The 24544-nt window shown below is 63.0% G+C and carries 21 protein-coding genes; 12 read left to right on the forward strand and 9 right to left on the reverse strand.

The window, feature by feature from the left end; all coding sequences use genetic code 11:
- Positions 1 to 116: 116 nt before the first annotated feature.
- The 6 genes from CFR80_RS04255 to trmB all read left to right on the forward strand — a co-directional run bounded on the left by CFR80_RS04255 (position 117) and on the right by trmB (position 7380).
- Positions 117 to 722: a nucleotide exchange factor GrpE gene (locus CFR80_RS04255; RefSeq protein WP_010513637.1), complete on the forward strand. Its 606-nt coding sequence runs from the start codon at positions 117 to 119 to the stop codon at positions 720 to 722.
- Positions 723 to 907: 185 nt separating this feature from the next.
- Positions 908 to 2821, forward strand: coding sequence for a molecular chaperone DnaK (gene dnaK / locus CFR80_RS04260; protein ID WP_010513636.1), 1914 nt, complete (start codon positions 908 to 910; stop codon positions 2819 to 2821).
- A 190-nt stretch (positions 2822 to 3011) separates the two neighbouring features.
- Positions 3012 to 4139 (forward strand): molecular chaperone DnaJ, encoded by a 1128-nt coding sequence (gene dnaJ / locus CFR80_RS04265; RefSeq protein ID WP_010513634.1) that lies wholly within the window; start codon positions 3012 to 3014, stop codon positions 4137 to 4139.
- Between the two features lie 181 nt (positions 4140 to 4320).
- A complete protein-coding gene (gene dapB, locus CFR80_RS04270) occupies positions 4321 to 5112 on the forward strand; it encodes a 4-hydroxy-tetrahydrodipicolinate reductase (protein ID WP_010513633.1) in 792 nt (263 codons plus the stop codon).
- 143 nt (positions 5113 to 5255) lie between these two features.
- Entirely contained in the window at positions 5256 to 6443 is a 1188-nt protein-coding gene (gene metK, locus CFR80_RS04275) for a methionine adenosyltransferase (RefSeq protein ID WP_010513632.1), read from the forward strand.
- A gap of 232 nt (positions 6444 to 6675) precedes the next feature.
- Positions 6676 to 7380, forward strand: a complete 705-nt coding sequence (gene trmB, locus CFR80_RS04280; protein ID WP_010513631.1) for a tRNA (guanine(46)-N(7))-methyltransferase TrmB — start codon at positions 6676 to 6678, stop codon at positions 7378 to 7380.
- A gap of 99 nt (positions 7381 to 7479) precedes the next feature.
- Here trmB and CFR80_RS04285 read toward each other — a convergent pair whose 3' ends face one another.
- Positions 7480 to 8421, reverse strand: coding sequence for an SDR family oxidoreductase (locus tag CFR80_RS04285; protein ID WP_010513629.1), 942 nt, complete (start codon positions 8419 to 8421; stop codon positions 7480 to 7482).
- A complete protein-coding gene (locus CFR80_RS04290) occupies positions 8418 to 9185 on the reverse strand; it encodes a DedA family protein (RefSeq protein WP_029329336.1) in 768 nt (255 codons plus the stop codon). The genes CFR80_RS04285 and CFR80_RS04290 overlap by 4 nt, the downstream gene beginning before the upstream one ends.
- Here CFR80_RS04290 and CFR80_RS04295 point away from each other — a divergent pair.
- On the forward strand, positions 9184 to 11181 hold the full coding sequence (locus tag CFR80_RS04295; protein ID WP_110507114.1) for a S9 family peptidase: 1998 nt from the start codon (positions 9184 to 9186) through the stop codon (positions 11179 to 11181). The genes CFR80_RS04290 and CFR80_RS04295 overlap by 2 nt on opposite strands.
- A gap of 184 nt (positions 11182 to 11365) precedes the next feature.
- Here the strand turns inward: CFR80_RS04295 and CFR80_RS04300 are convergent, their stop codons facing one another.
- The 3 genes from CFR80_RS04300 to CFR80_RS04310 form a co-directional block, all read right to left on the reverse strand.
- Positions 11366 to 12844 (reverse strand): sugar porter family MFS transporter, encoded by a 1479-nt coding sequence (locus tag CFR80_RS04300; RefSeq protein WP_042658796.1) that lies wholly within the window; start codon positions 12842 to 12844, stop codon positions 11366 to 11368.
- 64 nt (positions 12845 to 12908) lie between these two features.
- Positions 12909 to 14339, reverse strand: coding sequence for a protein adenylyltransferase SelO family protein (locus CFR80_RS04305; RefSeq protein ID WP_029329334.1), 1431 nt, complete (start codon positions 14337 to 14339; stop codon positions 12909 to 12911).
- A gap of 28 nt (positions 14340 to 14367) precedes the next feature.
- On the reverse strand, positions 14368 to 15426 hold the full coding sequence (locus CFR80_RS04310) for an enoyl-CoA hydratase/isomerase family protein (RefSeq protein WP_010513623.1): 1059 nt from the start codon (positions 15424 to 15426) through the stop codon (positions 14368 to 14370).
- Between the two features lie 122 nt (positions 15427 to 15548).
- Between CFR80_RS04310 and CFR80_RS04315 the strand changes: the two genes are divergently transcribed.
- From CFR80_RS04315 to CFR80_RS04335, 4 genes are all read left to right on the forward strand, one after another.
- Positions 15549 to 16043: a flavin reductase gene (locus tag CFR80_RS04315; RefSeq protein WP_010513622.1), complete on the forward strand. Its 495-nt coding sequence runs from the start codon at positions 15549 to 15551 to the stop codon at positions 16041 to 16043.
- A 287-nt stretch (positions 16044 to 16330) separates the two neighbouring features.
- Entirely contained in the window at positions 16331 to 16834 is a 504-nt protein-coding gene (locus CFR80_RS04325) for a Fur family transcriptional regulator (RefSeq protein ID WP_029329333.1), read from the forward strand.
- Between the two features lie 61 nt (positions 16835 to 16895).
- Positions 16896 to 17438, forward strand: coding sequence for a hypothetical protein (locus CFR80_RS04330; protein ID WP_232275604.1), 543 nt, complete (start codon positions 16896 to 16898; stop codon positions 17436 to 17438).
- A gap of 43 nt (positions 17439 to 17481) precedes the next feature.
- Positions 17482 to 18897: a sugar porter family MFS transporter gene (locus CFR80_RS04335; RefSeq protein WP_110507117.1), complete on the forward strand. Its 1416-nt coding sequence runs from the start codon at positions 17482 to 17484 to the stop codon at positions 18895 to 18897.
- A gap of 138 nt (positions 18898 to 19035) precedes the next feature.
- On the opposite strand, the gene CFR80_RS04340 is transcribed toward CFR80_RS04335, so the two are convergent.
- From CFR80_RS04340 to trpB, 4 genes are all read right to left on the reverse strand, one after another.
- Positions 19036 to 20358, reverse strand: coding sequence for a bifunctional folylpolyglutamate synthase/dihydrofolate synthase (locus tag CFR80_RS04340; RefSeq protein WP_010513616.1), 1323 nt, complete (start codon positions 20356 to 20358; stop codon positions 19036 to 19038).
- A 22-nt stretch (positions 20359 to 20380) separates the two neighbouring features.
- Complete coding sequence (accD, locus tag CFR80_RS04345) at positions 20381 to 21250, reverse strand: acetyl-CoA carboxylase, carboxyltransferase subunit beta (protein ID WP_010513615.1); 870 nt, start codon at positions 21248 to 21250, stop codon at positions 20381 to 20383.
- Positions 21251 to 21320: 70 nt separating this feature from the next.
- Positions 21321 to 22145 carry a tryptophan synthase subunit alpha gene (gene trpA / locus CFR80_RS04350; RefSeq protein ID WP_010513614.1) on the reverse strand — a complete coding sequence of 275 codons (825 nt, stop codon included), beginning with the start codon at positions 22143 to 22145 and terminating at the stop codon, positions 21321 to 21323.
- A complete protein-coding gene (trpB, locus tag CFR80_RS04355) occupies positions 22142 to 23371 on the reverse strand; it encodes a tryptophan synthase subunit beta (RefSeq protein WP_010513613.1) in 1230 nt (409 codons plus the stop codon). Before trpB ends, trpA begins: the two co-directional genes overlap by 4 nt.
- Before the next feature lie 195 nt (positions 23372 to 23566).
- Here trpB and CFR80_RS04360 point away from each other — a divergent pair, with 195 nt between their 5' ends.
- On the forward strand, positions 23567 to 24532 hold the full coding sequence (locus tag CFR80_RS04360; RefSeq protein ID WP_010513612.1) for a magnesium transporter CorA family protein: 966 nt from the start codon (positions 23567 to 23569) through the stop codon (positions 24530 to 24532).
- The last annotated feature ends 12 nt before the right edge of the window (positions 24533 to 24544 follow it).

Below are 24544 nucleotides of genomic sequence, written 5' to 3' on the forward strand. Positions count from 1 at the left end.
AACGTCCATGACGTTCCGGCTGTTCCATGGAATCGGGACAAGTTGCGCAAAAACGGCATGCCTGCCGGGAACGCAATGCCTTGTCCATTGGCCAGCCGTTACCTACTTGTAAGAGCATGAGCGAGAACACAGACCCCACCCCCTTTGCCGATGCCGCAAACGGCGACGGCACACCCAACCCCGCGACGGCCGAGCATTCCGGCCAGGCGCCGGAAGCTCAGGCCGGGCAGGCCGCGGTCGATCCGCGCATAGCCGAACTGGAGGCCGAGGTCGCGACCCTGCGTGACAAATGGGTCCGTGCAGAAGCCGAAACCCAGAACGTGCGCAACCGCGCCAAGCGCGAGGTGGAAGACGCCCGGCAGTACGCCGTGCAGAAATTCGCCAAGGACGTGGTCGAAGCGGCCGAAAACCTCAAGCGCGCGCTGGCCAGCCTGCCCCAGCCGACCGAAGGCGAGGACAACATCCTGACGCGCATGCGCGAAGGGATCGAAAGCACCGAACGGTCGTTCGTGGGCATTCTGGAACGCAATGGCATCAAGGCGGAAGACGCAAAGGGCAAGCCCTTTGACGCCAACCTCCATCAGGCCATGGCCGAACAGCATAGCGACGAACACGCGCAGGGCACCGTGATGGAGGCCTGGACCCCCGCATGGACGCTGCACGGGCGGCTGCTCAAGCCGGCAATGGTTGTCGTGTCAAAGGGGCCGGCGCAGGCAGGGTGAAATCGTTTCCGCGCATGTCTTCAGACCCTTGAAAGCTGCGCGGGGGCTGCCTACATCGGATGGTAACACCGGTGCCATGGGCGGATGTGGAACAGACAGTCCGCCCCCTCACCGGACGATATTGAAGAAAGGGTCTGCCCCGATGCTTCGGGTCCGGGCAGGCCGCTGAAAAGGAGAGTATCTGAATGAGCAAGGTTATCGGTATCGACCTTGGTACGACCAATTCCTGCGTTGCCGTGCGCGAAGGCGACGAGACGCGGGTTATCGAGAACAGCGAAGGCGCACGCACCACCCCGTCCATGGTGGCCTTTACCGACAGCGGTGAAATGCTGGTCGGTCAGGCAGCGAAGCGTCAGGCCGTCACAAACCCGTCCAACACCCTGTATGCGGTCAAGCGCCTGATCGGCCGTCGTTACGACGACCCCACCGTGGCGAAGGACAAGGAACTGGTCCCCTACGCCATCGTGAAGGGTGACAATGGCGACGCATGGGTCGAGGCACAGGGCAAGAAATACGCCCCTGCGCAGATTTCCGCCTTCATTCTGGGCAAGATGAAGGAAACCGCCGAAGCTTATCTGGGCGAGAAGGTTACGCAGGCCGTCATCACGGTTCCCGCGTACTTCAACGATGCACAGCGTCAGGCCACCAAGGATGCCGGCCGGATCGCCGGTCTGGAAGTTCTGCGCATCATCAACGAACCGACTGCCGCAGCGCTTGCCTATGGCCTGCAGAAGAAGAACGGCGGCACGGTCGCGGTCTATGACCTTGGCGGCGGCACGTTCGACGTGTCCATCCTCGAAATCTCCGACGGCGTGATCGAGGTGAAGTCCACCAACGGTGACACCTTCCTCGGCGGTGAAGACTTTGACGCCCGCATCATCGGCTTCCTGGCTGACGAGTTCAAGCGTGAGCAGGGCATCGACCTGCGTCAGGACAAGCTGGCCCTGCAGCGTCTGAAGGAAGCAGCTGAAAAGGCGAAGATCGAACTGTCTTCCGCCAAGGAAACCGAGATCAACCTGCCGTTCATCACGGCGGATGCCTCCGGTCCGAAGCACCTCGTGGTCAAGCTGACCCGTGCGAAGCTGGAAAGCCTGGTGGACGACCTGATCCAGCGCACGCTGGAACCCTGCCGCGCCGCCATGAAGGACGCGTCGGTTTCGGCTGGTGAGATTGACGAAGTCATCCTCGTCGGCGGCATGACCCGTATGCCGAAGGTGATCGAGGCCGTTAAGGAGTTCTTCGGCAAGGAACCCGCCCGCAACGTGAACCCTGACGAAGTGGTCGCCATTGGCGCGGCTGTTCAGGGTGCCGTGCTGCAGGGCGACGTCAAGGACGTGCTGCTGCTCGACGTGACGCCGCTGTCGCTGGGTATCGAGACGCTGGGTGGTGTGTTCACCCGCCTGATCGACCGCAACACGACGATCCCGACGAAGAAGAGCCAGACCTTCTCGACCGCGGAAGACAACCAGAGCGCCGTGACCATCAAGGTCTATCAGGGCGAGCGTGAAATGGCGGCTGACAACAAGCTGCTGGGCACATTTGACCTGACCGGTATCGCCCCCGCACCGCGTGGCGTGCCGCAGATCGAGGTGACGTTCGACATTGACGCCAACGGCATCGTGTCCGTCTCGGCCAAGGACAAGGCGACCGGCAAGGAACAGCAGATCAAGATCCAGGCATCTGGTGGTCTGTCGGAATCCGACATCGAAAAGATGGTGAAGGATGCCGAAGCCAACGCCGCAGCCGACAAGGTGAAGAAGGAACAGGTCGAGGCCCGTAACCAGGCCGAAGGTCTGACCCACCAGGTCGAGAAGTCGCTGGCGGAAGCAGGCGACAAGGTTCCGGCGGCTGACAAGACCGAAGCGGAAGCAGCGATTGCCGATGTGCGCAAGGCACTTGAAGGTACCGATGCCGAAGCCCTGAAGACGGCGACCGATCGCCTGACGCAGGTTGCCATGAAGGTTGGCGAAGCGGTCTACAAGGCAGGCCAGGCCGAAGGTGCTGCCGGTGCAGCGGGTGCTGCCCCCGGCGGTGCGCCGAAGGACGAAAAGGTTGTCGACGCCGACTTTGAAGACGTGGACGACTCCAAGAAGTCCTGATCGCCGCAAGGCGTCATACAGGCTCCGGAATGGAGGGCGGGCCTTCGGGCCCGCCCGACCTTTCCACCAGGGTGGCGCCCGTGCTTCTGTGAAGACGGGCGCTTTTCATATTCTGCACAACAACACTATTCTGGAACGCGAGGATCGTGCCGCAAGGATGCCGGGCGGCCGCGTTTGCTAGAGGACCCACATGGCCACCAAGATAGATTATTACGCAGTCCTTGAAGTTTCTCGCGATGCCAATGGTGACGAGATCAAGCGGGCGTATCGCAAGCTGGCCATGAAGTACCATCCCGACCGGAACCCCGGGGATGCGGAAGCGGAAAACAGGTTCAAGGAAATCAACGAAGCCTACGACGTGCTGAAGGACGACCAGAAGCGCGCGGCCTATGACCGGTTCGGCCATGCGGCGTTCGAGGGCGGTGGTCCCGGCGCTGGCGGCTTTGATTTCGGTGGTGGAGGTCTGGGCGACATTTTCGAACAGATGTTCGGCGACATGATGGGCGGCAGGCGCGGTGGCCGCCGTTCGGGTGCCGACCTGCAGGTGCAGGTGACCATCACCTTTGCTGAGGCCTTTGCCGGCGTTAAGAAAAAGATCACCGTTCCCACCCGCGTCACCTGCGAAAGCTGTGACGGCACCGGGTCGGCGGACAAGGATGCACAGCCCGAAACCTGCCCGTCGTGCCATGGCGCGAGGAAGGTACGTGCGCAGCAGGGCTTCTTTTTCGTGGAACGTCCCTGCCCCACCTGTCATGGCTCGGGCCGCCTGATCCGCAATCCGTGCAAGGAATGTCACGGTACCGGCACGGTGGAAAAGAACCGCACCATTGAGGTCACGATCCCCGCCGGGGTGGAAGATGGCACCCGCATCCGTATTTCCGGCGAAGGGGAATCCGGCGGCAAGGGCGTGCCCGCAGGCGATCTGTATGTCCATGTATCGGTTGAACAGCATGCGATCTTCCAGCGCGATGGCGCCAACATCTACTGCCGCGTGCCCGTGCGCATGGCGCAGGCCGCCCTCGGCACCGAAATCGAGGTGCCGGTCGTGGACGGGTCGCGCACCAAGGTCAAGATTCCGGCAGGAACCCAGACGGGCGAACATTTCCGCCTGCGCGGCAAGGGGTTTTCGGTCCTGCGGTCTTCCGCCCGTGGCGATATGTATATCCAGGTCGTGGTGGAAACGCCGCGCCATCTGACCAAGCGCCAGCGCGAACTGCTGGAGGAATTTGAAGGCGACGCCGCGGGTCATGCCAAGGGCAGCCCCGAAAGCACCGGTTTCTTCAGCAAGGTGAAGGATTTTTTTGAAGGCAAGCTGTAAGCCGCCTCTTTCCTGAACTGACATGCAAGGGCGGCGGTTGAAATGACAGATTATTCAGGTGTAGGGTCGTGGTCACTATTCATGGTGAATCCCCCCCAACTTGCACCATGAATAGGCCCAGGCGGCGCGATCCCCCGGTCGCGCCGCTATTTCTATATCTGGACAATGGTGGAGAAGCTCAATGAACGCGCAGTCATTGCGTATCGGGATCGCGGGCCTGAACGGGCGCGTGGGTCGCCTGCTGGCTGAAGAAGTGCCCGCCGGTGACGCCATTCTGGCTGGTGGCACGACACGTGATGGGCAGAAAGTCGCGGGTATCGAATGCCCGGTATATGCCGATATTGCCGAACTGGCGCGTCATTGCGATGTCGTGATTGATTTCACCCATGCCGATACGGTTGTTCCGCATGCAACGGCACTGACTGAAACCGGTACCGCATGGGTGCTGGGTACGACGGGCCTGTCCCCGGCGCAGCAGCAGGCGGTTGATGCGGCGGCACAGAAGATCGCGGTGGTGCAGGCTGCCAATTTCTCCCCCGGTGTGACGCTGGTCACCCGGCTGGCGCGGCAGATGGCCGCCGTCCTGCCCGGCAGTGAATATGATGCCGAAATTCTGGAGATGCATCACCGGCAGAAGGTCGATGCCCCATCGGGCACGGCGCTGGCCATGGGCCGCGCGGTAGCCGCAGGCCGTGGTGTAAGGCTGGAAGATCATATCGAAAGTGGTCGCGACGGACATACCGGCCCGCGCGCGGATGGGGCGATCGGCTTCGCCGCCCTGCGTGGTGGGCAGATCGTGGGCGAGCACTCGGTCATTTTTACATCGGGGCATGAACAGATCAGCCTGACCCACCGGTCTTTTGACCGTCGGGTCTATGCCACCGGCGCGGTCCGGGCGGCGCGGTGGCTGTCGGGGCGTGCGCCCGGCCTTTATGATATGGAAGACGTACTGGGGCTGGACCGCCCTGCATAACCGGGCATGCCGGGGGTGTGGCGTGGGATGGTGGTATTCAGGGAAATGGCTTGACGCTTGGTCCTGTTTCGGCCAAACGCATGCGATCGTACGCCCGGTTTCGCAGGCGTTATTCTACTCCACACGAGGCAGACAGGACCATCATGCGTAATAAAGGCGATTTTCTGTTTACATCGGAATCGGTATCCGAAGGGCATCCCGACAAGGTCGCCGACCGGATCAGTGATACCGTTCTCGATGCATTCCTGACGGCAGACGGTGAATCGCGCGTTGCGTGTGAAACGATGGTCACCACCAACCGCATCATCCTTGCGGGTGAAGTCCGTGGCCCGGCCTCCGTCACCCCCGACCTGCTGATTCAGGGCGCGCGCGACGCGGTGAAGGACATCGGCTACGATCAGGCCGGTTTCTCATGGCGCAATGCCGAGGTGGAATACTACCTCCACGCACAGTCCGCCGATATTGCCGTGGGCGTGGACAGCGCCGGTGAAAAGGACGAGGGCGCTGGCGACCAGGGCATCATGTTCGGTTTCGCCACGCGTGAAACCGAAAGCCTGATGCCTGCGCCGCTGTTCTATGCGCATGATATCCTGCACCGCGTGCGTGACCTGCGTAAGGCTGGCGACCCGCGTGCCGCAGCCCTGCAGCCGGACGCCAAGAGCCAGGTCACCCTGCGCTATGTCGATGGCAAGCCCGTTGGCGCCACTTCCGTCGTGATTTCCACCCAGCACGTTGAAGGGGCCAGCCAGGCCACCATCCGTGAGGAACTGGGCAGCATCGTGCGCGACGTCCTGCCGGAAGGCTGGATGCCGCCGGAAGATGAATTCTACGTTAACCCCACCGGCGTGTTCGTCATCGGCGGGCCGGATGGTGACTGCGGCCTGACGGGGCGCAAGATCATCGTGGATACCTATGGCGGTGCGGCACCGCATGGCGGTGGCGCGTTCTCGGGCAAGGATCCGACGAAGGTTGATCGTTCGGCGGCCTATGCCTGCCGTTACCTGGCGAAGAATGTTGTGGCGGCTGGTCTTGCTGATCGCTGCACGCTGCAGATTTCCTACGCCATTGGCGTGTCTCATCCGCTGTCGGTCTATGTTGACCTGGATGGCACGGGCAAGGATGTCGATGAGGAAAAGCTGGGCCGCGTGCTGCGTGAGGTCATGGACCTGTCTCCGCGCGGTATCCGCAAGCATCTGCGCCTGAACCGTCCGATCTACACCCAGACCTCCGCTTACGGCCACTTTGGCCGCACGCCGGATGCGGCGAAGGACGATTTCACGTGGGAACAGACCGATCTGGTCGGTGCCCTGCGTGGTGCCTTCAACCGCTAAAAGACGGTAAAATTTTCTGGACGCCGCCTTTTTTCGGAAAGGCGGCATTCTGGCGGGTTCATTCTTCCGCCTGCTTTGGCCTATATACGGGCCGGAGCCCATCGGGGGCTTGCCATGACTGCTTGCAAAAGCCGGTCATGGCAGCCCCCGCTGTGTTTTTCCCCCGCCCCAATGGGGTAATCATGCCGTGCGGCGTGCACCACGCGGCAGCAGGAGCAGGATTTTCGGACATATGACGGCCTCTGTGGATGTAAAGGCATCTCCTGACCGGCTTTACGGGCGTCAGCGCGGCCATCCGCTGCGTCCCCGCCAGCAGCGGCTTCTGGACCAGACATTGCTCCGGATGCGGTTCCCGGAATCCGCCATTGCGGACCCGGCGGCCGGTTTCGGCCACAGGCCGGCGCAGATATGGCTGGAAGTCGGTTTTGGCGGTGGCGAACATTCCCTGGCCCAGCATGCCGCCCATCCGGATGTCGGCTATATCGCGTGCGAAGTCTTTGAAAACGGGCTGTGTTCCCTGCTGTCCCGCGTCGTGCCGGATGATGAGGAGGCAACCGCCCCGGTCCCTGATATGCTGCGGATATGGGATGAAGATGCCCGCATCCTGCTGCGCGGCCTGCCCGATGCGTCCATTGACCGCCTGTTTCTCATGTTTCCTGATCCGTGGCCCAAGTCACGCCATGCGAAGCGGCGTTTTGTCCACCCCGAAACGGTGAAGCAGGCTGCCCGTATCCTGCGTCCGGGTGCGGTCTGGCGCGTAGCCAGCGATGACCCGACCTATCAGGCATGGGTTGAGGAAGTCATGGGTGCGCAGGAACTGTTTGAAACGGCGCCGCCCGCAACACTCCGTCCCGAAGGCTGGCCCCCCACCCGTTACGAAGCCAAGGCGCTGAAAGCAGGCCGTCAGCCATTGTACTGGACCTTTATCCGGCGCTGAGAGACGGTTGGAAAAGTTTTTGGTGAAGCTTTTTTCAAAAAGCTTCAGGAATGCCGCCTTTTAACAAGGCAGCAGCCAGAAATTTTTATTCTTTCTCATTTATGACAGCGATGTGCCGGTCAGCCGCTCCGCCACCTGCCACAGCCGTCGTGCAATGGTCAGGTCGCGGGCGGCGGGCGGAACGAAGGCGTCGGTAACATGTCCTCGACGTTCACCCTGGCCGCTCGGTCCGTAATAGCCACCATCACGAGCTTCCGGCGCCATGGCTGCGAATTCGATGGGCAGCGCGCCGTGGGCTGCGGACTGTCCCATAAGGCGGAACGCCCAGACCGCGCCGATGCGGGTAAGCCGTTCCTGCAACCCCTGTTCCGTATCCAGCCTGCTGGTGGCGATATCGGTCCTGGCCCAGCCGGGATGGGCGGCAATGGAATGCAGGGGCCAGCCGTGCGTGCGCGCCTGACGGTCCAGTTCGAGCGCCAGGATCAGGTCGGCCAGCTTGCTTTGCCGGTAGGCGCGGAAGGGGGCATAACGGCGGCGGGCCTGCAGGTCGTCAAACACGATCTGCCCGGTCAGGGCGGCAAGGCTTGCCACCGTCACCACCCGGCCACCGTGCGGGACCGCGCATAACAGGGGTCGCAGGCGGGCCGTCAGTGCAAAGGGACCAAGGAAATTGGTGCCAAACTGCATTTCGAAACCATCGCGTGTTTCCATGCGGTGCGGTGTGCCCATGACGCCCGCGTTGTTGACCAGAACGTCCAGCCTGTCGGTTTCCTCCGCCAGTGCATGGGCAAAGGTCGCGATTGATTCAAGGCTCGAGACATCAAGCAGCCGGAACGTGGCATCCGCCCCGGGCGCGTCAAGCTGCAGGCGCGTCAGTGCGGCCAGTCCCTTGTCGGGATTGCGCCCCGTCAGGATGACCCGGGCCCCGCGTGACGCCAGGCCAAGGGCCGTCTGGTAGCCAAGGCCGCCAGTGGCCCCGGTGACAAGGGCAAGGCGTCCGTCCATGCGTGGGGCCTGCCGAATGGTCCAGTGTCTGGTCATGTGTCCGCCTGTTCCTTGGGTTGATGCATTTCCTTCAGGGCTGCGGCTTCCACCTGCGCCGTCAGGCGCGCTTCGTGCCGGCGCAGGAAGATGATGGCGCATACCATCACAATTCCGCCCACTATTGCGACGGTTATGCCCACCGGGCCGGAAATGCGTGTGATCCTGTGGCCCAGATAATAGGCGGCATAGGCATATCCACCGGCCCATATCGTGCCGCCCAGCGCATTGTACACCAGAAATCTGGACCACGGCATATGGTTGGCCCCCGCCAGCAGGGCCACGAATACACGCAGGATGGCAAGGAACCGTCCCGCGCAGACGATGATCCCCCCATACCGCGCGAACAGATAGCGGCCGGTCTGGAGGCGCCGCAGCGTCAGCCCCACCTTGGGCCCATGGCGTTCCAGCAGCGGGTAGCCAAGCCAGCGTCCGATCAGGTAGCCAAGGTTGTCCCCTGTAATCGCGCCCACGATCGCGGCCGTCGCCACCCATGCAATATCCAGCCGGTGGGTGGTGGCGCAGTAGATCGCGGCCGAAATGACCAGGGTTTCCGCCGGCAGGGGGATTCCCATGCTTTCCAGCATGACAATGACGCCAATCACGCCATAGCCGTAATGCTGGAAAAGATGTTCAAGATGCTGAAGCAGCGGACTACCTGTCACAAATAAAAAGAGTATGTAGGGTATGGACGACAGAGCGTAAAACGCGGTGTGTGCAATTCCGATACCATTGTCACGCACAAATGGCAGGAGCAAGAACATGACCCAGTCCAGCACCAGCGCCACGACAGGCACCGGGGTGCGCCCCTATGGCACATGGCCCTCACCCGTCAGCGCGGCACTTGTGGCGGGAAAGACGGTTTCCCTGTCGGATGTGCGGGTGGATGGGCGTGACATCTACTGGATCGAGGGGCGCCCGGCCGAAGGGGGACGGCGCGTGCTGGTCCGTGCCCGTGCGGGACAGGTGGAAGACGTGACCCCTGCCCCGTTTGATGTCGGCACCCGGGTACATGAATATGGCGGCGGTGCGTATGCGGTGTGTCAGGGTATCATTGCGTTCAGCAACCGTCGCGACGGCAGCCTGTGGCTGGTGGAAGGCGGGACGCCGCGCTGCCTCTCGACCGGGGCTGGGCTGTGGTATGCCGACCTGACACTCAGCCCCGACGGCCGCTTCCTGTTCTGCGTGCGGGAAGACCACCGCGCGGAAGACGAGGAACCTGCCGCCGCCATCGTGGTGCTGGACTGTACGGCGACGGTGGATCCTGCGTTCAATGGGGGGACACCGCTGGTCATGGGGCCGGATTTCCTGTCTTCCCCCCGCCCCTCGCCCGATGGGCGGTATATGGCATGGATCGAATGGGACCATCCCGCCATGCCGTGGGATGCGACGCGCCTGCGTGTCGCCACCCTGCTGCAGGAAGGCGATGATCCGCCGCGCCTTGCCGCCCCGTGGAGTGCCGCGGGCGATGACGCGCAGATGGAATCGGTCATTGAACCCTGCTGGGACGCGGCGGGGCGGTTGCTGGCGCTGTCTGATCGCAGCGGATGGTGGAATCTTTACCGGTTCGATACGACGTCCTCCCCCCCCGTGGCGCTGGCCCCCATGGAAGCCGAAATCGGCCAGCCCCACTGGGTGTTCGGCCTGCGCAGTTACGTGCCGCTGGCGGATGGCAGCATCCTTGCCATGGTCATCAACGATGGCGATACCCGGATGGTTTCCATCCGTGACGGCGTGGTGACGCCGCTGGACCTTGGCCACCCGTCCGGCTGCCCCGTCCCGGTGGAAGGGGACGGGTTCGCGTGGCTGGATGCGCCGCCTGATAACGCGGCGGCGGTCGTGCGCGGCCAGCCGGGCCATGCGCCACAGGTGCTGCGGCGGGCAACGGAGCTGCCGCTGGCGGCAGCCGACATCGCCCGCCCTGCCCCGATCCATTTTCCCCTGCCCGGTGGTGAGGGCACGGGACATGCCTTTTTCTATGCGCCCGCCAATACCCGGTATCGCGGGCCGGACGGCGAAAAGCCGCCGCTGGTTGTTGTCGCCCATGGGGGCCCGACCGGACGCGCCAATCCCGCCTTTTCATTCAAGGTGCAGTGGTGGACCAGCCGGGGGTTCGCCGTGGTTGACGTCAATTATGGTGGTTCGACCGGTTTTGGCCGCGCCTACCGGCAACGGCTGGAACGGCAGTGGGGCGTGGTGGACGTGGATGACTGCATTGCCGCCTGCCAGTACCTTGCCACGACCGGGCAGGTTGACCCGGCCCGTATCGTCATACGTGGCAGCAGCGCGGGCGGTCTGACCGTGCTGCTGGCACTGGCGCGCTCCAGCCTGTTCGCGGCGGGTACCAGTCTGTATGGCGTGACCGACCTGCGGGCTCTGGCGCAGGATACCCACAAGTTTGAATCACGTTATCTGGATACGCTGGTTGGTCCCTACCCTGCGGATGAGGCAACCTATCTGGCCCGTTCGCCCATAACACAGGTGGCGGACATCCGGGTGCCGGTCCTGTTCCTGCAGGGGCTGGATGACCGGGTGGTGCCCCCCGCGCAGGCACGGTCCATGGTCGCCGCCCTGCGCGGACGTGGGGTGCCGTGTGCATTGTACGAGTTTGAGGGCGAAGGCCATGGTTTCCGGCAGGAAGCCACCATCCGGCAGGCATGGGAACTGGAACTGGCATTTTACCAGCAGGTGCTCAGGCTGCCCGTCTCCCCTGCCCTGCGCGTGGCCCTGATTGCTGACCCCCAGCCCTCCCACGCATAAGAAGCTGTCTGATCCGGACGAAAGGTTTTTGGTGAATCCTTTTCAAAAAGATTCAGATAACGCCGCCTTTATGGAAAAAGGCGGCACCCGGAAACTTTCATGACTTCACCTGACGCAAAACGGGCGCCCCTGACCGGGACGCCCGTTTTTTAATGCTACCGACCGAACCCGGCGGTGTGGAGTATTATTCTTCTTCCTCGACAATGGCGGTGTTGCCGCGTGTCGGACGGAAGCGACCCTCGCGCAGTGCTTCCTCGATGTCTTCCAGCGAGGCGCCGCGCGTTTCAGGCACCATGAAATACACGAACAGGACCGACAGCAGGTTCACCCCGGCGTAGAACCACATCGTGCCGCCCAGCGTGATCTTGGTGACCAGCGTCAGCGCCGTACTGGTCACCAGCAGGTCACTGCCCCACAGCATGGCCGAATGCAGGCTGGTGGCGTTGCCACGCATGGACAGCGGGAACATTTCCGCCCCCAGCAGCCAGCCCACGACCTGGATGCCACCGGCATTGAACACCATGAACAGCAGCATGAAGGCAATGATCAGCCAGCTGCCCATGCTGCCCGGCTGCGGGTGCAGCAGGAACATGATGCCAAGGCCGATCAGGCTGAGCACGCTGCCCGGTCCCATGACCAGCACAAGCCTGCGGCGACCGATGCGGTCGACAATGTTCGACCCCAGCACGGTCATGACCAGATAGATGATCGAGATGCCGATGCTGGCCATAAGCGCGGATGAGCTGCCAAACCCCGCATCCGACAGGAAGGTCGGCGCGTAGTAGATCATCATTTCCAGGCCGCCTGCCTGCGTGAAGAAGGCGACGCCAAGTGCGGCCACAAGGGCCGGGCGCACCCATGGCTGGCGCAGGCCACGCCAGCCGATGTCGCGCGGGTCGGTTTCCTCGTTCGCATTGGCGTGGATGCGGCGCATTTCGCGGCGGATGTCACGTTCGGAGGTACGGATGCGCTGCAGCTGCTCCAGCGCGGAATCAAGGCTTTCATGTTCTGCCGCCCAGCGCGGGCTTTTGGGCAGGAAGAACATGGAAATGAACACGATGGCAGCAGGAATGGCGGCGATCGCCACCATCGGCCGCCAGCCCCATGCATCACGTGCGGCAAAGCCGATGATGTTGGCGGCGAAGATGCCGATGCCAATGGCGATGTTGAACATCGTGACCATGTGCCCGCGCTTGTGCGCTGGCGCCAGTTCCGAGATGTACATGGGTACCACCTGCGTGGATCCGCCAACCGCCAGCCCGAGGAACACACGTGAAATGATCAGCGTGTAGACATCGGGCGAGAAGGCGCAGGCCAGCGCGCCCAGCACGAAAATGGCCGTCACGATCATGATGGACTTGCGGCGCCCGTAATGTTCGGACATCCACCCGGTCAGCAGCGATCCCATCACGGCGCCAGCCAGAATGGCGGAGGCTACCATCTCCTGATAGAAGCTGCTGAGGTGGAAATCATGCGTGATCAGCAGCAGCGCCCCCGAGACGATCCCGGTATCGTAACCATAGAGGCCGCCACAGATTGCGGCCACGATGGCTGCGAGCCATAAGGTCTTGCGTGCGTTGGGGGAAATCTCGATCTGGGACATGTCGGGCAACGGTTCCGTTGCCTCTGGCGTGGGGTGTGCTGGTGGGGTCTGGTTATTCATGCGGGTGCCTTTTCCTTCCTTCTTCTTATAATTCATCCGTAACGGCCGGGTTCCCGGGGCGGGGTCAACCGTCCCGGAGGGCATGGGTCTGCACGGCGGCTTTCATGCTGGCGACCTGACGCAGTGCGTCACGCAGGCGGGACCAGTCATCGGCCGTCGCGATGGGCTGCCAGATGGCTTCCACCGTTTCGACAGACATCACGCACGCGATCCCATTGTGGAAATATGGCTGTGACAGATCGACGCCCGGCACCGGTTCATGGCGCATGATCCGGTCGTGCAGGGATCGGAAACTGTCCTGCGCATAAAAGTCTCCACGCGGTCCTGTTACGGCACGTTTCTGGCTCTGTTCGCCACCATACCAGTCAAAAAATGGAAATTCAAACCCAATCTGGCTTTCATCCATGAAAGAAAAAAGACATTCACGCAGACTGGTGGATGATTTTCTTGAAATATCTTTCAGCCCAAGCCGATTAAGCACTGAAATATCAAGAAAACGTTCATATCGTTCCCAGAAGTCATCAAAAATACTTTGGATGTTCTCAAGCGTGGAAAGGGAAAGCAGGCATTCTCCCAGCCGTGCCACATTCCACATCATCGCCTCTGGCTGGCGGCCGTAGGCATACAGGCCGGAATGATCGAAATAGGCGGCGGTGAAGGTCGGGTTGAACGTGGGCGCGAACCGCCATGGCCCGTAATCGAAACTTTCGCCGGTAATGTTGATGTTATCGGTGTTCAGCACCCCGTGCACGAAGCCGGCCGTCATCCACTGCGCGGTCATTTCGGCAATGCGGGTCGTGGCGGCGTCATACAGGGCGGCGGCAGGATCAGCAGCACCAGCGAGGTGGGGGTAGTAGGTTTCGATCACATATTCCACCAGCCGGGTCAGGCTGGCGCGGTCCTGATGGGCGACAAGGCGCTGGAACGTGCCGATGCGGATATGGGAATGGCTCAGCCGCGCCAGAACGCATGAACGCGTGGGGGACGGTTCGTCGCCACGGTGCAGGTTTTCCCCCGTTTCCACCACGCTCAGCGTGCGCGAGGTCCGTACGCCCGCGGCATCCAGCCGTTCGCTGGCCAGGATTTCGCGCACGCCCCCCTTTAGCGTCAGGCGGCCATCGCCACCACGTGACCATGGCGTGGTGCCGCTGCCCTTGGTGCCAATATCCAGCACGCGCCGGTCCACGCTGTCCTCCAGCTGCGCAAACAGGAAGCCGCGCCCGTCCCCCAGGTCGGGGTTGTACGCCCGGAACTGATGGCCGTGATAGCGCAGGGCCAGTGGCTGCGGCAGCGAACCGGGCAGGGGATCGAAATATCCGAAATGGCGCACCCATTCTGCGTCACTGAGCGTATCCAGCCCGATGCGGGGTGAGACGTCATCATTCCGGTAGCGCAGGATGTGCGCGGGGAAGGCGGCGGCCTGCACCACGTCATAGAATTCATCCCCCAGCCTGCTGTGATGGGTCAGGGGAATGTAATGGTCAGAAAATGGCATTTTCATATACTTTATGTGTGATAATAAATTATCGTCTGTCCGGACCGGCGGTGCCCAGGCCCAGGGGTGAACAGGCATGGTCATGCAGACAGGCTGCAATTTCATGCGGGGAAACGGCATTAACGCATTCGGGTCTCCAGTTTGGGGCATTATCCTTGTCAATCAGGCGGGCGCGCACGCCTTCGGCAAAGTCGGGACGCAGTAGCAGGTGGCAGACCAGCTGGAATTCCTGTTCCAGCACATGGTCCAGATCCGGCAGGGTGCGGGCGGCATGGTAGGCCGCCAGTGTCAGGCACAGCGAAAACGGGCAGGCACGCGTCATTGCCGCCAGGTCGTCACGCGCCCAGTCGGCCTTATGCGCCTGCAGCCTGCGTAGCAGGTCGGGCAGGTCGGGCGCATCATAGACGGTCGCGATGGCTGCCGTGTCCGGTCCCCCTGGCATCGGGGGACATGGCGGGAGGCTGTCCATGACCCGGCCCGCAGGTGTGTGGGTCAGCGCCTGCCTTATGGCGTCCAGCGTGGTGGAATGGGCCATCCGGTCGGCAAATCCCGCATCCAGCGCCATTGTCGCGTTCATTCGTCCGCCCGTCAGCGCAAGGCGCAGTCCGCTCATGCCGGGCGCGCGGGACAGCAGGTAGGACCCGCCCGCGTCCGGCGTAAGCGCAATGGCGGTTTCCGGCATGGCGAGGACGGCGCGTTCGGTCACGATCCGGTACCGGACATGGCCACCCAGCCCGATCCCGCCACCCATGGCGATGCCATCCATGAAGGACACGACCGGCTTTGGATACCCGGCAAGCGTGGCGGCAAGGCGGTAGCTGCGCCGGAAGGGCATGGCCCCGGCCTCAAGACCATGTGTTGCCAGCCGGTCGCGTATGGCGCGGATATCGCCCCCCGCGCAGAAGGCGCGCGGGCTGGCGCTGTCGATCAGCACGGTTTCGACCGCCCCATCGTCACGCCACGCGCGCAGGCAGGCGTCAATGCGGTCCAGCATGTCCATGTTCAGGGCGTTGAGTGCCGCAGGCCTGTTGAGCGTAATGCGGCCCAGCCGGCCGGTATGGCGTATATCGATCAATCCGTTGTCCATGGTGTTTCCCTGGTGCTGTTTGCTGTGTTCAACCGCTACAGAATGCGCTACCCCCGCTATCGTCCGGCGTCACGGCTGCGTGCGGACCACAGGCATGCAACAGCTACCAAGGCAGGAGCACCATGGGGATTGACGCCCTCACCTTTCGCAACGCCATGGCGCGACTTGGCGCGGCGGTAAATGTGGTTACGACCGGAACACTTGATGACCCGGCGGGTTTTACGGCATCCGCCGTGTGTTCGGTCACCGATACGCCGCCAACCGTTCTGGTGTGTTTGAACCGCAATTCACGGGTGCGCGACCGGTTCCGTGTGGACGCCGCCATGTGCATCAACGTCCTTGCCGCCGACCAGCAGGACATATCGGGTGTGTTCGCCAGTCCGTTGGAACAGGCCGAACGCTTCCGCAGCGGGCACTGGGACACCCTGACCACCGGCGCGCCGGTGCTGGCTGAAGCGGTGCTGTCGCTGGACTGCCGGATCGAGCGGATCGTGGAAGTGGGTACCCACAGTGTCATGTTCGGCGCGGTGGAGAGCCTGCGCAACAGCAGCCCGCGCGGTGGGCTGGTCTATTTCAACCGCACCTACCATATGCTGCCCCATGAGGATGGTGAATAGACCGCCTGCGCAGGGTTAAGGAAAAATCCAGCCTTTTGCGGCATGACGGGCCGGATGGACCGACAGGCAGGGGGATGGCGGCATGGTGGGGAACACGCCCGACAGGGCAGGCATGCGGGACAGGGTTCCTGTCTTGACGCTGCGCGGACTGATCTGGATACATGCTGGCCTTGCCCTTTTCATGGCGTTTATGGCCATGTGGGCGGATCACCTGCCGGACTGACCCGGCCCGGAGGCATGCGGGCGCACCGGGGCCATGCCGGTAACCGGATACAGGAGCACCAGCAGTGGCCCGCACGAGACAGACGGCCGGAACCGGTTTGCCCGACGGGGTGGAAAACCTGCTTGACCAGGCGGCGGCCGTGTGTGTGGCACGTGCTGTCAGGCTGACGGATATCCGCCGGCTGGTACTGGGGCTGGTGCTGGCGTCGGACCGCCCGCTGGGGGCTTATGACCTGCTGGAACAGATCCGCGCAAGCCGTGGCAAGCCGGTGGCGCCGCCCACGGTCTACCGGGCACTGGACTTCCTTATGGAACAGGGGCTGATCCACAAGATCGAACGCCTGTCCGCCTTTGTCGGGTGCCGGCACATGCTGGAATCCGGCCATGACTGCCGTAGCCATGGCCATGTCCATGCGGCGCAGTTCCTGATCTGCAGCAAATGCGGGCGCGTGACGGAACTGGATGATCCCCCTATCCTTCAGGCGCTGCTGGATGTGACGCGTGCCCGCGGGTTTTCCGTCCGCCAGACCACCATAGAGGCGGAGGGCGTGTGCGCCGCATGCGCCTGACGGCCTGCATTTACCACAACGGGCGATAACGGCATCTGTCGGTCATTGATGGGGCACGGACATGGCGCAACGCCGAAAAGGCCGGATGGCGGAACTGCCCTTTGCGTCCCTCATGCGCAGCAGGAAGCCTGCGAAGGCGCGGCAGCGCGGGGACGCGCCACCTGCCGCGCCCGCAGCCGGGCAGCCGGACCTGTTTGCCGCACCCCTGCAAGGTATCGCGCATGCCCTGACCTATCTTGATATCGTGGCGATCGGTCTGACGCGGGTGGACGTGCGTCACCTGCGGGCGGGCGAGGGAACTGATGCCTACCTGTACCATGTGACCACGCAGGCGGACCTGGAAACGATACAGGTGCGTGGCACCATCGTGTTTTCCCCCCGCGCGCCACTGGTGCTGACGGAGCGCCCGGGCGTGCCGCCATGGCTTGCAAATATGATGGAAATCATGGAATCGGACGATCCGGCAGGGCATACAGCGGATATGCCGGTCGTTCTCAGGGTAAAACGATTTGTAATCGATGAGCTGCTGGAACATGATCCTGACCGGACGCGAAGATATGGTGTATCGTTCTTTCTGCTGACCGGGATTGCCCGGTCGGAATAATCTGATCACCGGCAACAAGAAAAAGATCAAAGGACCGGCTTTCATGGAAAATCAGCCCGCAGCTAACGGATTCGATACGGCACGGCTGCGTACTCTCGTCATTGGCTGTCTTGCCGCACTTGCCGGCCTTATGGCCGGGCTGGATATCGGGGTCATATCCGGTGCGCTGGACCTGCTGGCCCAGACGTTCCATGCCTCCATCGTGCAGCAGGAATGGATTGTCAGCGCCATGATGGGGGGGGCCGCCGTGGGATCCCTGTGTGGTGGCTGGATGTCGCACCAGATCGGGCGCAAGCATGCGCTGCTGGTGGGGGCGGCGGTGTTCGTGGCGGGGTCGCTGGCCTGTGCGCTGGCATGGTCGATCCCGTCCATGATCGTGGGGCGGCTGATCATGGGGCTGGCGATCGGGGTGGCGGCATTCACCGCGCCCCTGTACCTGTCCGAAATCGCCAGCGAACAGGCGCGTGGCGCCATGATCTCGACCTATCAGCTCATGATTACGGCCGGGATTTTCATTGCGTTCCTCAGCAATACGATGTTCAGCTATTCCGGTAACTGGCGCGGCATGTTCGCCATCGCCGCCGTGCCGGGGGTGCTGTTCCTGATCGGGGTGCTGTTCCTGCCCTACAGCCCGCGCTGGCTCATGATGCGTGGCCGGCGCAAGGAGGCGCTGGAGGTACTGGTGGACCTGCGTGATGACCGGAGTGCCGCCATGCAGGAAATCCAGAACATCAGCCGCCAGCTGCAGCAGAAGCAGCGCGGCTGGAGCCTGCTGCGCCACAACAGCAATTTCCGCCGCTCCATCTTTCTGGGCATGACATTGCAGGTCATGCAGCAGCTCGCTGGCGTGAATGTGGTGATGTACTACGCGCCCAAGATCTTCGCGCTGGCCGGTTATATCGGCCCGGCGCAGCTGTGGTGCACCGCCATGGTGGGGCTGGTGAACATGCTGGCCACCTTTATCGCCATTGGTCTGGTGGACCGGTGGGGGCGCAAGCCCATCCTGTATACCGGCTTCATCATCATGGCCGTGGGCATGGGCTGCCTTGGTTTCATGCTGAACCGGCCCAACCTGGGGCAGACGGAACAGATCATCTCGGTCTTCATGCTGCTGATCTATATTTCCGGCTTTGCCATGTCCGCCGGCCCCCTGATCTGGGTCCTGTGTTCGGAGGTGCAGCCGCTGCAGGGGCGTGACCTTGGCATTTCCATTTCCACGCTGACCAACTGGATCGCCAACATGATCGTGGGGGCAAGCTTCCTGTCACTGCTGCAATGGATGGGCAACGGGCCGACCTTCTGGCTGTTTGCCGGGTTCAACCTGATTTTCGTGGTGGTGACTTGGCGATTCATTCCGGAGACGCGCGACATGTCGCTGGAAAAGATCGAGCAGAGGCTCATGGCCGGCCTGCCCCTGCGTGAGATCGGGCAGGGCGAACCGCTGCCTGGTGGCAGATAGGGCAAGGTCACCGTGCACCCGCCCTGTGGTCAAGGGGGCGGGTGTAACAGGTTCTGGTGAAGCTTTTTCAAAAGGCTTCAGGGAACGCCGCCTTTGCTGAAAAAAGGCGGCACCGGGAAACGATTGGGATCTTACCTGTCAGTCGGACTGCCAGCCATCAAGCTGCAGGGCGACACCTGCCAGATACAGGCTTCCGCATATGATGACGCGGGCAGGGGCGGCATCCGGCCCTGCCGCTGCCGTCAGGTGCGTCAGCGCATCATGCAGGGTGGGGCCTGCCGTTGCCCGGCCACCGGCGGCGGCGATAATGTCGGCTACCGGCTGGGCCAGATGCTGGTTCTTCTCCGCCACGGCCTGAATGGAGGCGGCGCGGGATAGCAGTGGCGCCAGGAAGCCGGTGGCGTCTTTCGTCTGCTTCATGCCGATGACCAGATGGGTGGGACGGTCCGTCCATTCATCCATGACCTGCGCCAGCACTTCGCCCGCGCCGGGGTTGTGGCCACCATCCAGCCATAGCTCCCAACCCGGCGGCAGCAGTGCCGCCAGATGGCCGGACAGGCGCTGCATCCGCGCGGGCCAGCGGGCGTGGGCGATACCCGCCCATGCCTGCGGCGGCAGGGGCAGCCCACTGGCCCGCAGCGTGGCGATGGCAAGTCCCGCATTGTCGATCTGGTGCGCCCCACGCAGGCCCGGCAGCGGCAGGTCCAGCGTGCCATGACGGTCATGATACCGCAGGCTGGCGCCGTCCGGGGCGGGTGTGATGGACCATTCATGATCGCGCCGCCACAGCGGGCTGCCCAGATCATGCGTCGTGCGGGTCAGTGGGGCCATGACTTCCGCAGGCTGGCGGCCTGTGGTGACGGGAACGCCGGGTTTGATGATGCCGGCCTTCTCGCCCGCGATCGCGCCCAGCGTGTTGCCAAGGAACGCCTCGTGATCCATGGAAATGGCCGTGATCGCGCAGGCGACCGGATGGCGCAGCACATTGGTGGCGTCACACCGCCCGCCCAGCCCGACCTCGACAATCGCAAGGTCGGCGGGATGGCGTGAAAACAGCATGAAACCCGCAGCCGTCAGTACCTCGAACACCGTAATGGGTGCGCCGGCATTGACCTGCTCGATTTCTTCCAGAACGCCAGCCAGTTCGCTTTCCGTCACGATCTGGCCCGCAATGCGGAATCGTTCCGTCACATGCACCAGATGCGGCGATGTCAGGACATGCACCCGCCATCCGCCAGCTTCGGCCACGGCGCGCATGAACGCGCATGTGCTGCCCTTGCCATTGGTGCCCGCGACATGCACGACGGGCGGCAGGTGGCGTTCCGGGTGGCCAAGGCGTGCCAGCAGGGTCTCCAGCCGGGTCAGTGACAGGTCGATCAGGGTCGGATACAGCCGGTTCAGCCGTTCGAGTATCTGCCCTGTCCGGCCAACGAATTCCGGCCCAAGCGTGGGGGCATTCATGCGTGGCGTTCTTTTCCGGAAATCAGGCCGCAGGCCGCGGCGCAATGTGGCGGTAATTGAGCTGGCCGATCAGCCGACCAAGCATGCCGGGCAGGTCGCCGCGCTTGACCACCATATCCAGCATGCCGTGTTCCAGCAGGTATTCTGCGCGCTGGAAGCCCTCGGGCAGCTTTTCGCGCACGGTATCCTCGATCACGCGCTGTCCGGCAAAGCCGATCAGGGCATTGGGTTCGGCAATCTGCACATCCCCCAGCATGGCGAAGGATGCGGACACGCCGCCCGTGGTCGGGTTGGTCAGTACGACGAAATAGGGCAGCCCCGCTTCCCGCAGCATCTGGACCGCCACCGTGGTGCGCGGCATCTGCATGAGGCTGATCATGCCTTCCTGCATGCGTGCGCCGCCGGACGCGGTAAAGACGATCAGCGGGGACTGCTGCAGGATGGCAAGGCGGGCTGCGGCCAGAAAGGCCTCGCCCAATCCCGCACCCATCGTGCCCGCGATGAATTCGAACGCCATGACGGCGACAACCGCGTTATGCCCGCCGATCTGCCCATGCGCTACGGCCATGGATTCATCAAGCTGGGATTTGGCGCGTTCGTCCTTCAGCCGGTCCGTATAGCGCTTGCGGTCACGGAAGGAGAGGGGGTCAACCGGCACCTTGGGCAGTTCGATGCGGGTGTATTCCCCGTTATCAAACGTCCATTCCAGCCGTTCGGGCACGGTTGCACGCATGTGGTGGCCGCAATGCGGGCACACGTTCATCGCCTTGCGCAGGTCCTTGGTCAGGATCATCTGCTCGCACGATTCGCAGTTGGTCCACAGGTTGTCCGGCACTTCCCGCTTGAGCAGGCCGCGGATCTTGGGACGGACATATTCGGTCAGCCAGCTCATATTGCCTCTCCCTTAAGCTTTATGGGGCCTGTTCCATACAGGCAGATGAACGATTGGGCCAGATTGTCTTTTATTTCCGCACGGCATGCACGGCATCGGCCAGTGCGCGCAGCTGTTCCAGCACGGCGGGCACGGTCCGGGCCGTGGCCTGGCCATTGGCATCGAGCGTGGCCTCAAGCGTGTTGAGCAGGGCGGAGGCCACGACCGCGGCATCGGCAACGCTTACGGCGTTCGCCGCCAGTTCGGGCGTGCGGATGCCAAAGCCGATGGCGATGGGCAGGTCGGTAGCCCGGCGCAGGCGCGGCAGGGCGTGGGCCAGTTCATCGGTGCTGGCGGTGCGCGTGCCCGTCACCCCGGTGATGCTGACATAATAGACAAAACCCGATGCGCCACTGAAGACGACCGGCAGGCGGTCATCGGGCGTGGTGGGAGCGACAAGGCGGATGATGTCCAGCCCGGCGGCAGCGGCGGGACCTGCCAGCAGGTCGGCTTCTTCTGGCGGCATGTCGACCACGATCAGCCCGTCCACGCCCGCCTTGCGCGCATCCGCGCAGAAGCGTTCGGGACCATAGGCTTCGATGGGGTTGGTGTAGCCCATCAGGATGATCGGGGTTTCGTCATCGCCTTCGCGGAAGGCCGCGACCATTTCCAGCACGCGCTTCATGGTCGAACCGCCCTTCAGCCCGCGCAGGGCCGCCTTCTGGATGGTCGGGCCATCGGCTGACGGGTCGGAGAAGGGGACGCCAACCTCGATCAGGTCTGCACCGGCGGCAGGCATGCCGCGCAGGATGGCAAGCGACGTATCAAAATCGGGGTCGCAGGCTTCGACATAGGGGATCAGGGCGCCACGTCCCTGCTGGCGCAGGGTGGCGAAGCGGCGGGCGATGCGGCTCACAGTTTCACTCCCAGGTGTTCGGCGACGGTGAAGATGTCCTTGTCCCCCCGGCCTGAAATATTGACCACGATGATCCTGTCCTCTGCCATATCGGGCGCGATCTTTGCGGCGTAGGCAATGGCATGGGCGCTTTCCAGCGCGGGGATGATGCCTTCCGTGCGGGTGCACAGCTGGAAGGCGTCCAGTGCCTCCTGGTCGGTCGCGCCCACATATTCGGCGCGCCCGATGTCACTGAGCCATGAATGTTCGGGGCCGACACCGGGGTAGTCGAGGCCCGCGCTAATGGAATGGGCTTCGGTGATCTGCCCGTCCGCGTCCTGCAGCAGGTAGGTACGGTTGCCGTGCAGCACGCCGGGCCTGCCGCGTTCGATGGAGGCGGCGGTGCGTCCGCTGTCCAGACCGCAGCCTGCGGCCTCGACACCGATCAGCCTGACTTCGGGATCATCAAGGAAGGGATGGAAGATGCCCATGGCGTTCGACCCACCACCGATCGCTGCCACGATCGTATCGGGCAGACGGCCTTCGGCGGCCATGATCTGTTCCTTTGTCTCCACGCCGATGACGGACTGGAAATCACGTACCATCTGCGGATAGGGATGCGGCCCCGCCACCGTGCCAACAAGGAAGTAGGTGTCGTGTACGTTGGTCACCCAGTCGCGCATGGCTTCGTTCATGGCGTCCTTCAGCGTGCCCGCGCCTGCGGTGACGGGCACGACCTCGGCACCCAGCAGCCGCATGCGGAACACGTTGGGCTTTTGGCGCTCGACATCGGTGGCGCCCATGTAGATCGCGCATTTCATGCCAAACAGCGCGCACACGGTCGCGGTGGCGACACCGTGCTGGCCCGCGCCCGTTTCAGCCACGATGCGGGTACGGCCCATGCGGCGGGCCAGCAGGATCTGCCCCATAACGTTGTTGAGCTTGTGGGAACCGGTGTGGTTCAGTTCCTCGCGCTTCATGTAGATTTTGGCGCCGCCCAGCTCCCTGGTCATGCGGCGCGCGAACCACAGCGGGCTGGGACGGCCGACATAATCCTTGAGGTAATAATCCAGTTCACGCCGGAATTCGGGGTCCGCCTGTGCGGCCCTGTAGGCGCCATCCAGCTCCAGCAGGAGCGGCATCAGGGTTTCAGCGACAAAACGGCCGCCGAAAATGCCGAAACGGCCGCGACCGTCCGGCCCGCTGCGCAGGCTGTTGGCGCCTGCCTGTGTGTCTGTTGCGCTCAACTTCGCTACTCCACAAGAATAGGTGCGTGGCTCAATGGTATCGTCATGCAGCCGTCCCTGGCCGCTTGTCAGCCGGTTCTGGACCGGATGGCGGCAAAATACCAGCCCCTGCCGTATCGTGGGGCATGTCATGATTTGACATGTTTGCCGTCACATGATGGATGAACAACGACCCGAACCAAAGAAAGACTGCCCATGTTTCTCGCCCATCGTCCCGGCGCCCCGGCCCGGACCGTTACGACTGCGGAGGATGCGGCCGGTGCGGCGTGGCTGGACCTGCTCAATCCCACCGAGGAGGAGGAAGCCCTGGCCGCCGAGGTGACGGGCCTGCGTGTTCCCACCCGTGCCCAGCTGGATGAGATTGAAAGTTCGTCACGGCTCTTTACCGAAGGCAATGGCGTCTATCTGTCCACGCCGCTGGTGCGTAAGACGCCGGATGATTTTTTCGTATCCCCCGTGGGGTTCGTGCTCATGCCCGGCAGGCTGCTGACCATTCGCTATACCGGGTTCAGCGCGTTTGATGTGGTGGCGCGCGCGGTGGCGGGCGAGGCGACGCCCCTGGTTTCCAATGAGGCGGGGATCATGCTGCTGGAAGCCATCGTGGACCGGCTGGCCGATATTCTGGAACATCTGGGGCAGGCGCTGGATGGCATGTCGAAGGATGTGTTCCAGTCCGAGGAGCCAAGCCAGGCGCAGGCGGGTGCCCTGCTGCGCAACATGCTGCGCCGGGTGGGCCGGTCGGGCGATCTCAGTTCATCCGTGCGCGACAGCCTGCTGGGACTGGAACGGATTTCCATTTTCCTGGGCGAAAACAAGCGCCATGACCTGTCTGAACACCTGCAGGCGCGGCTGGCGACGGTGGGGCGTGATATCCGCTCGCTGAACGATTTCGTATCCCAGACCGCCAACAAGGTGCAGTTCCTGCTGGATGCGACGCTGGGCTTCATCAGCATCGAACAGAATAATGGCATGAAGATCCTGACCGTGGTCAGCTTTATTGGCGTGGCTCCCACGCTGGTAGCGGGCATCTACGGCATGAACTTCCATGATATACCGGAACTGAACTGGAAATATGGGTACTGGTATTCCCTTGCCCTTATGGCGGCGACGGTGGTGCTGCCGCTGATCTGGTTCTGGCGGCGTGGATGGCTGGGAAAATAGGCGGTCCTGCCT

It is taken from the genome of Komagataeibacter oboediens, assembly GCF_003207815.1.
GTDB lineage: Bacteria > Pseudomonadota > Alphaproteobacteria > Acetobacterales > Acetobacteraceae > Komagataeibacter > Komagataeibacter oboediens.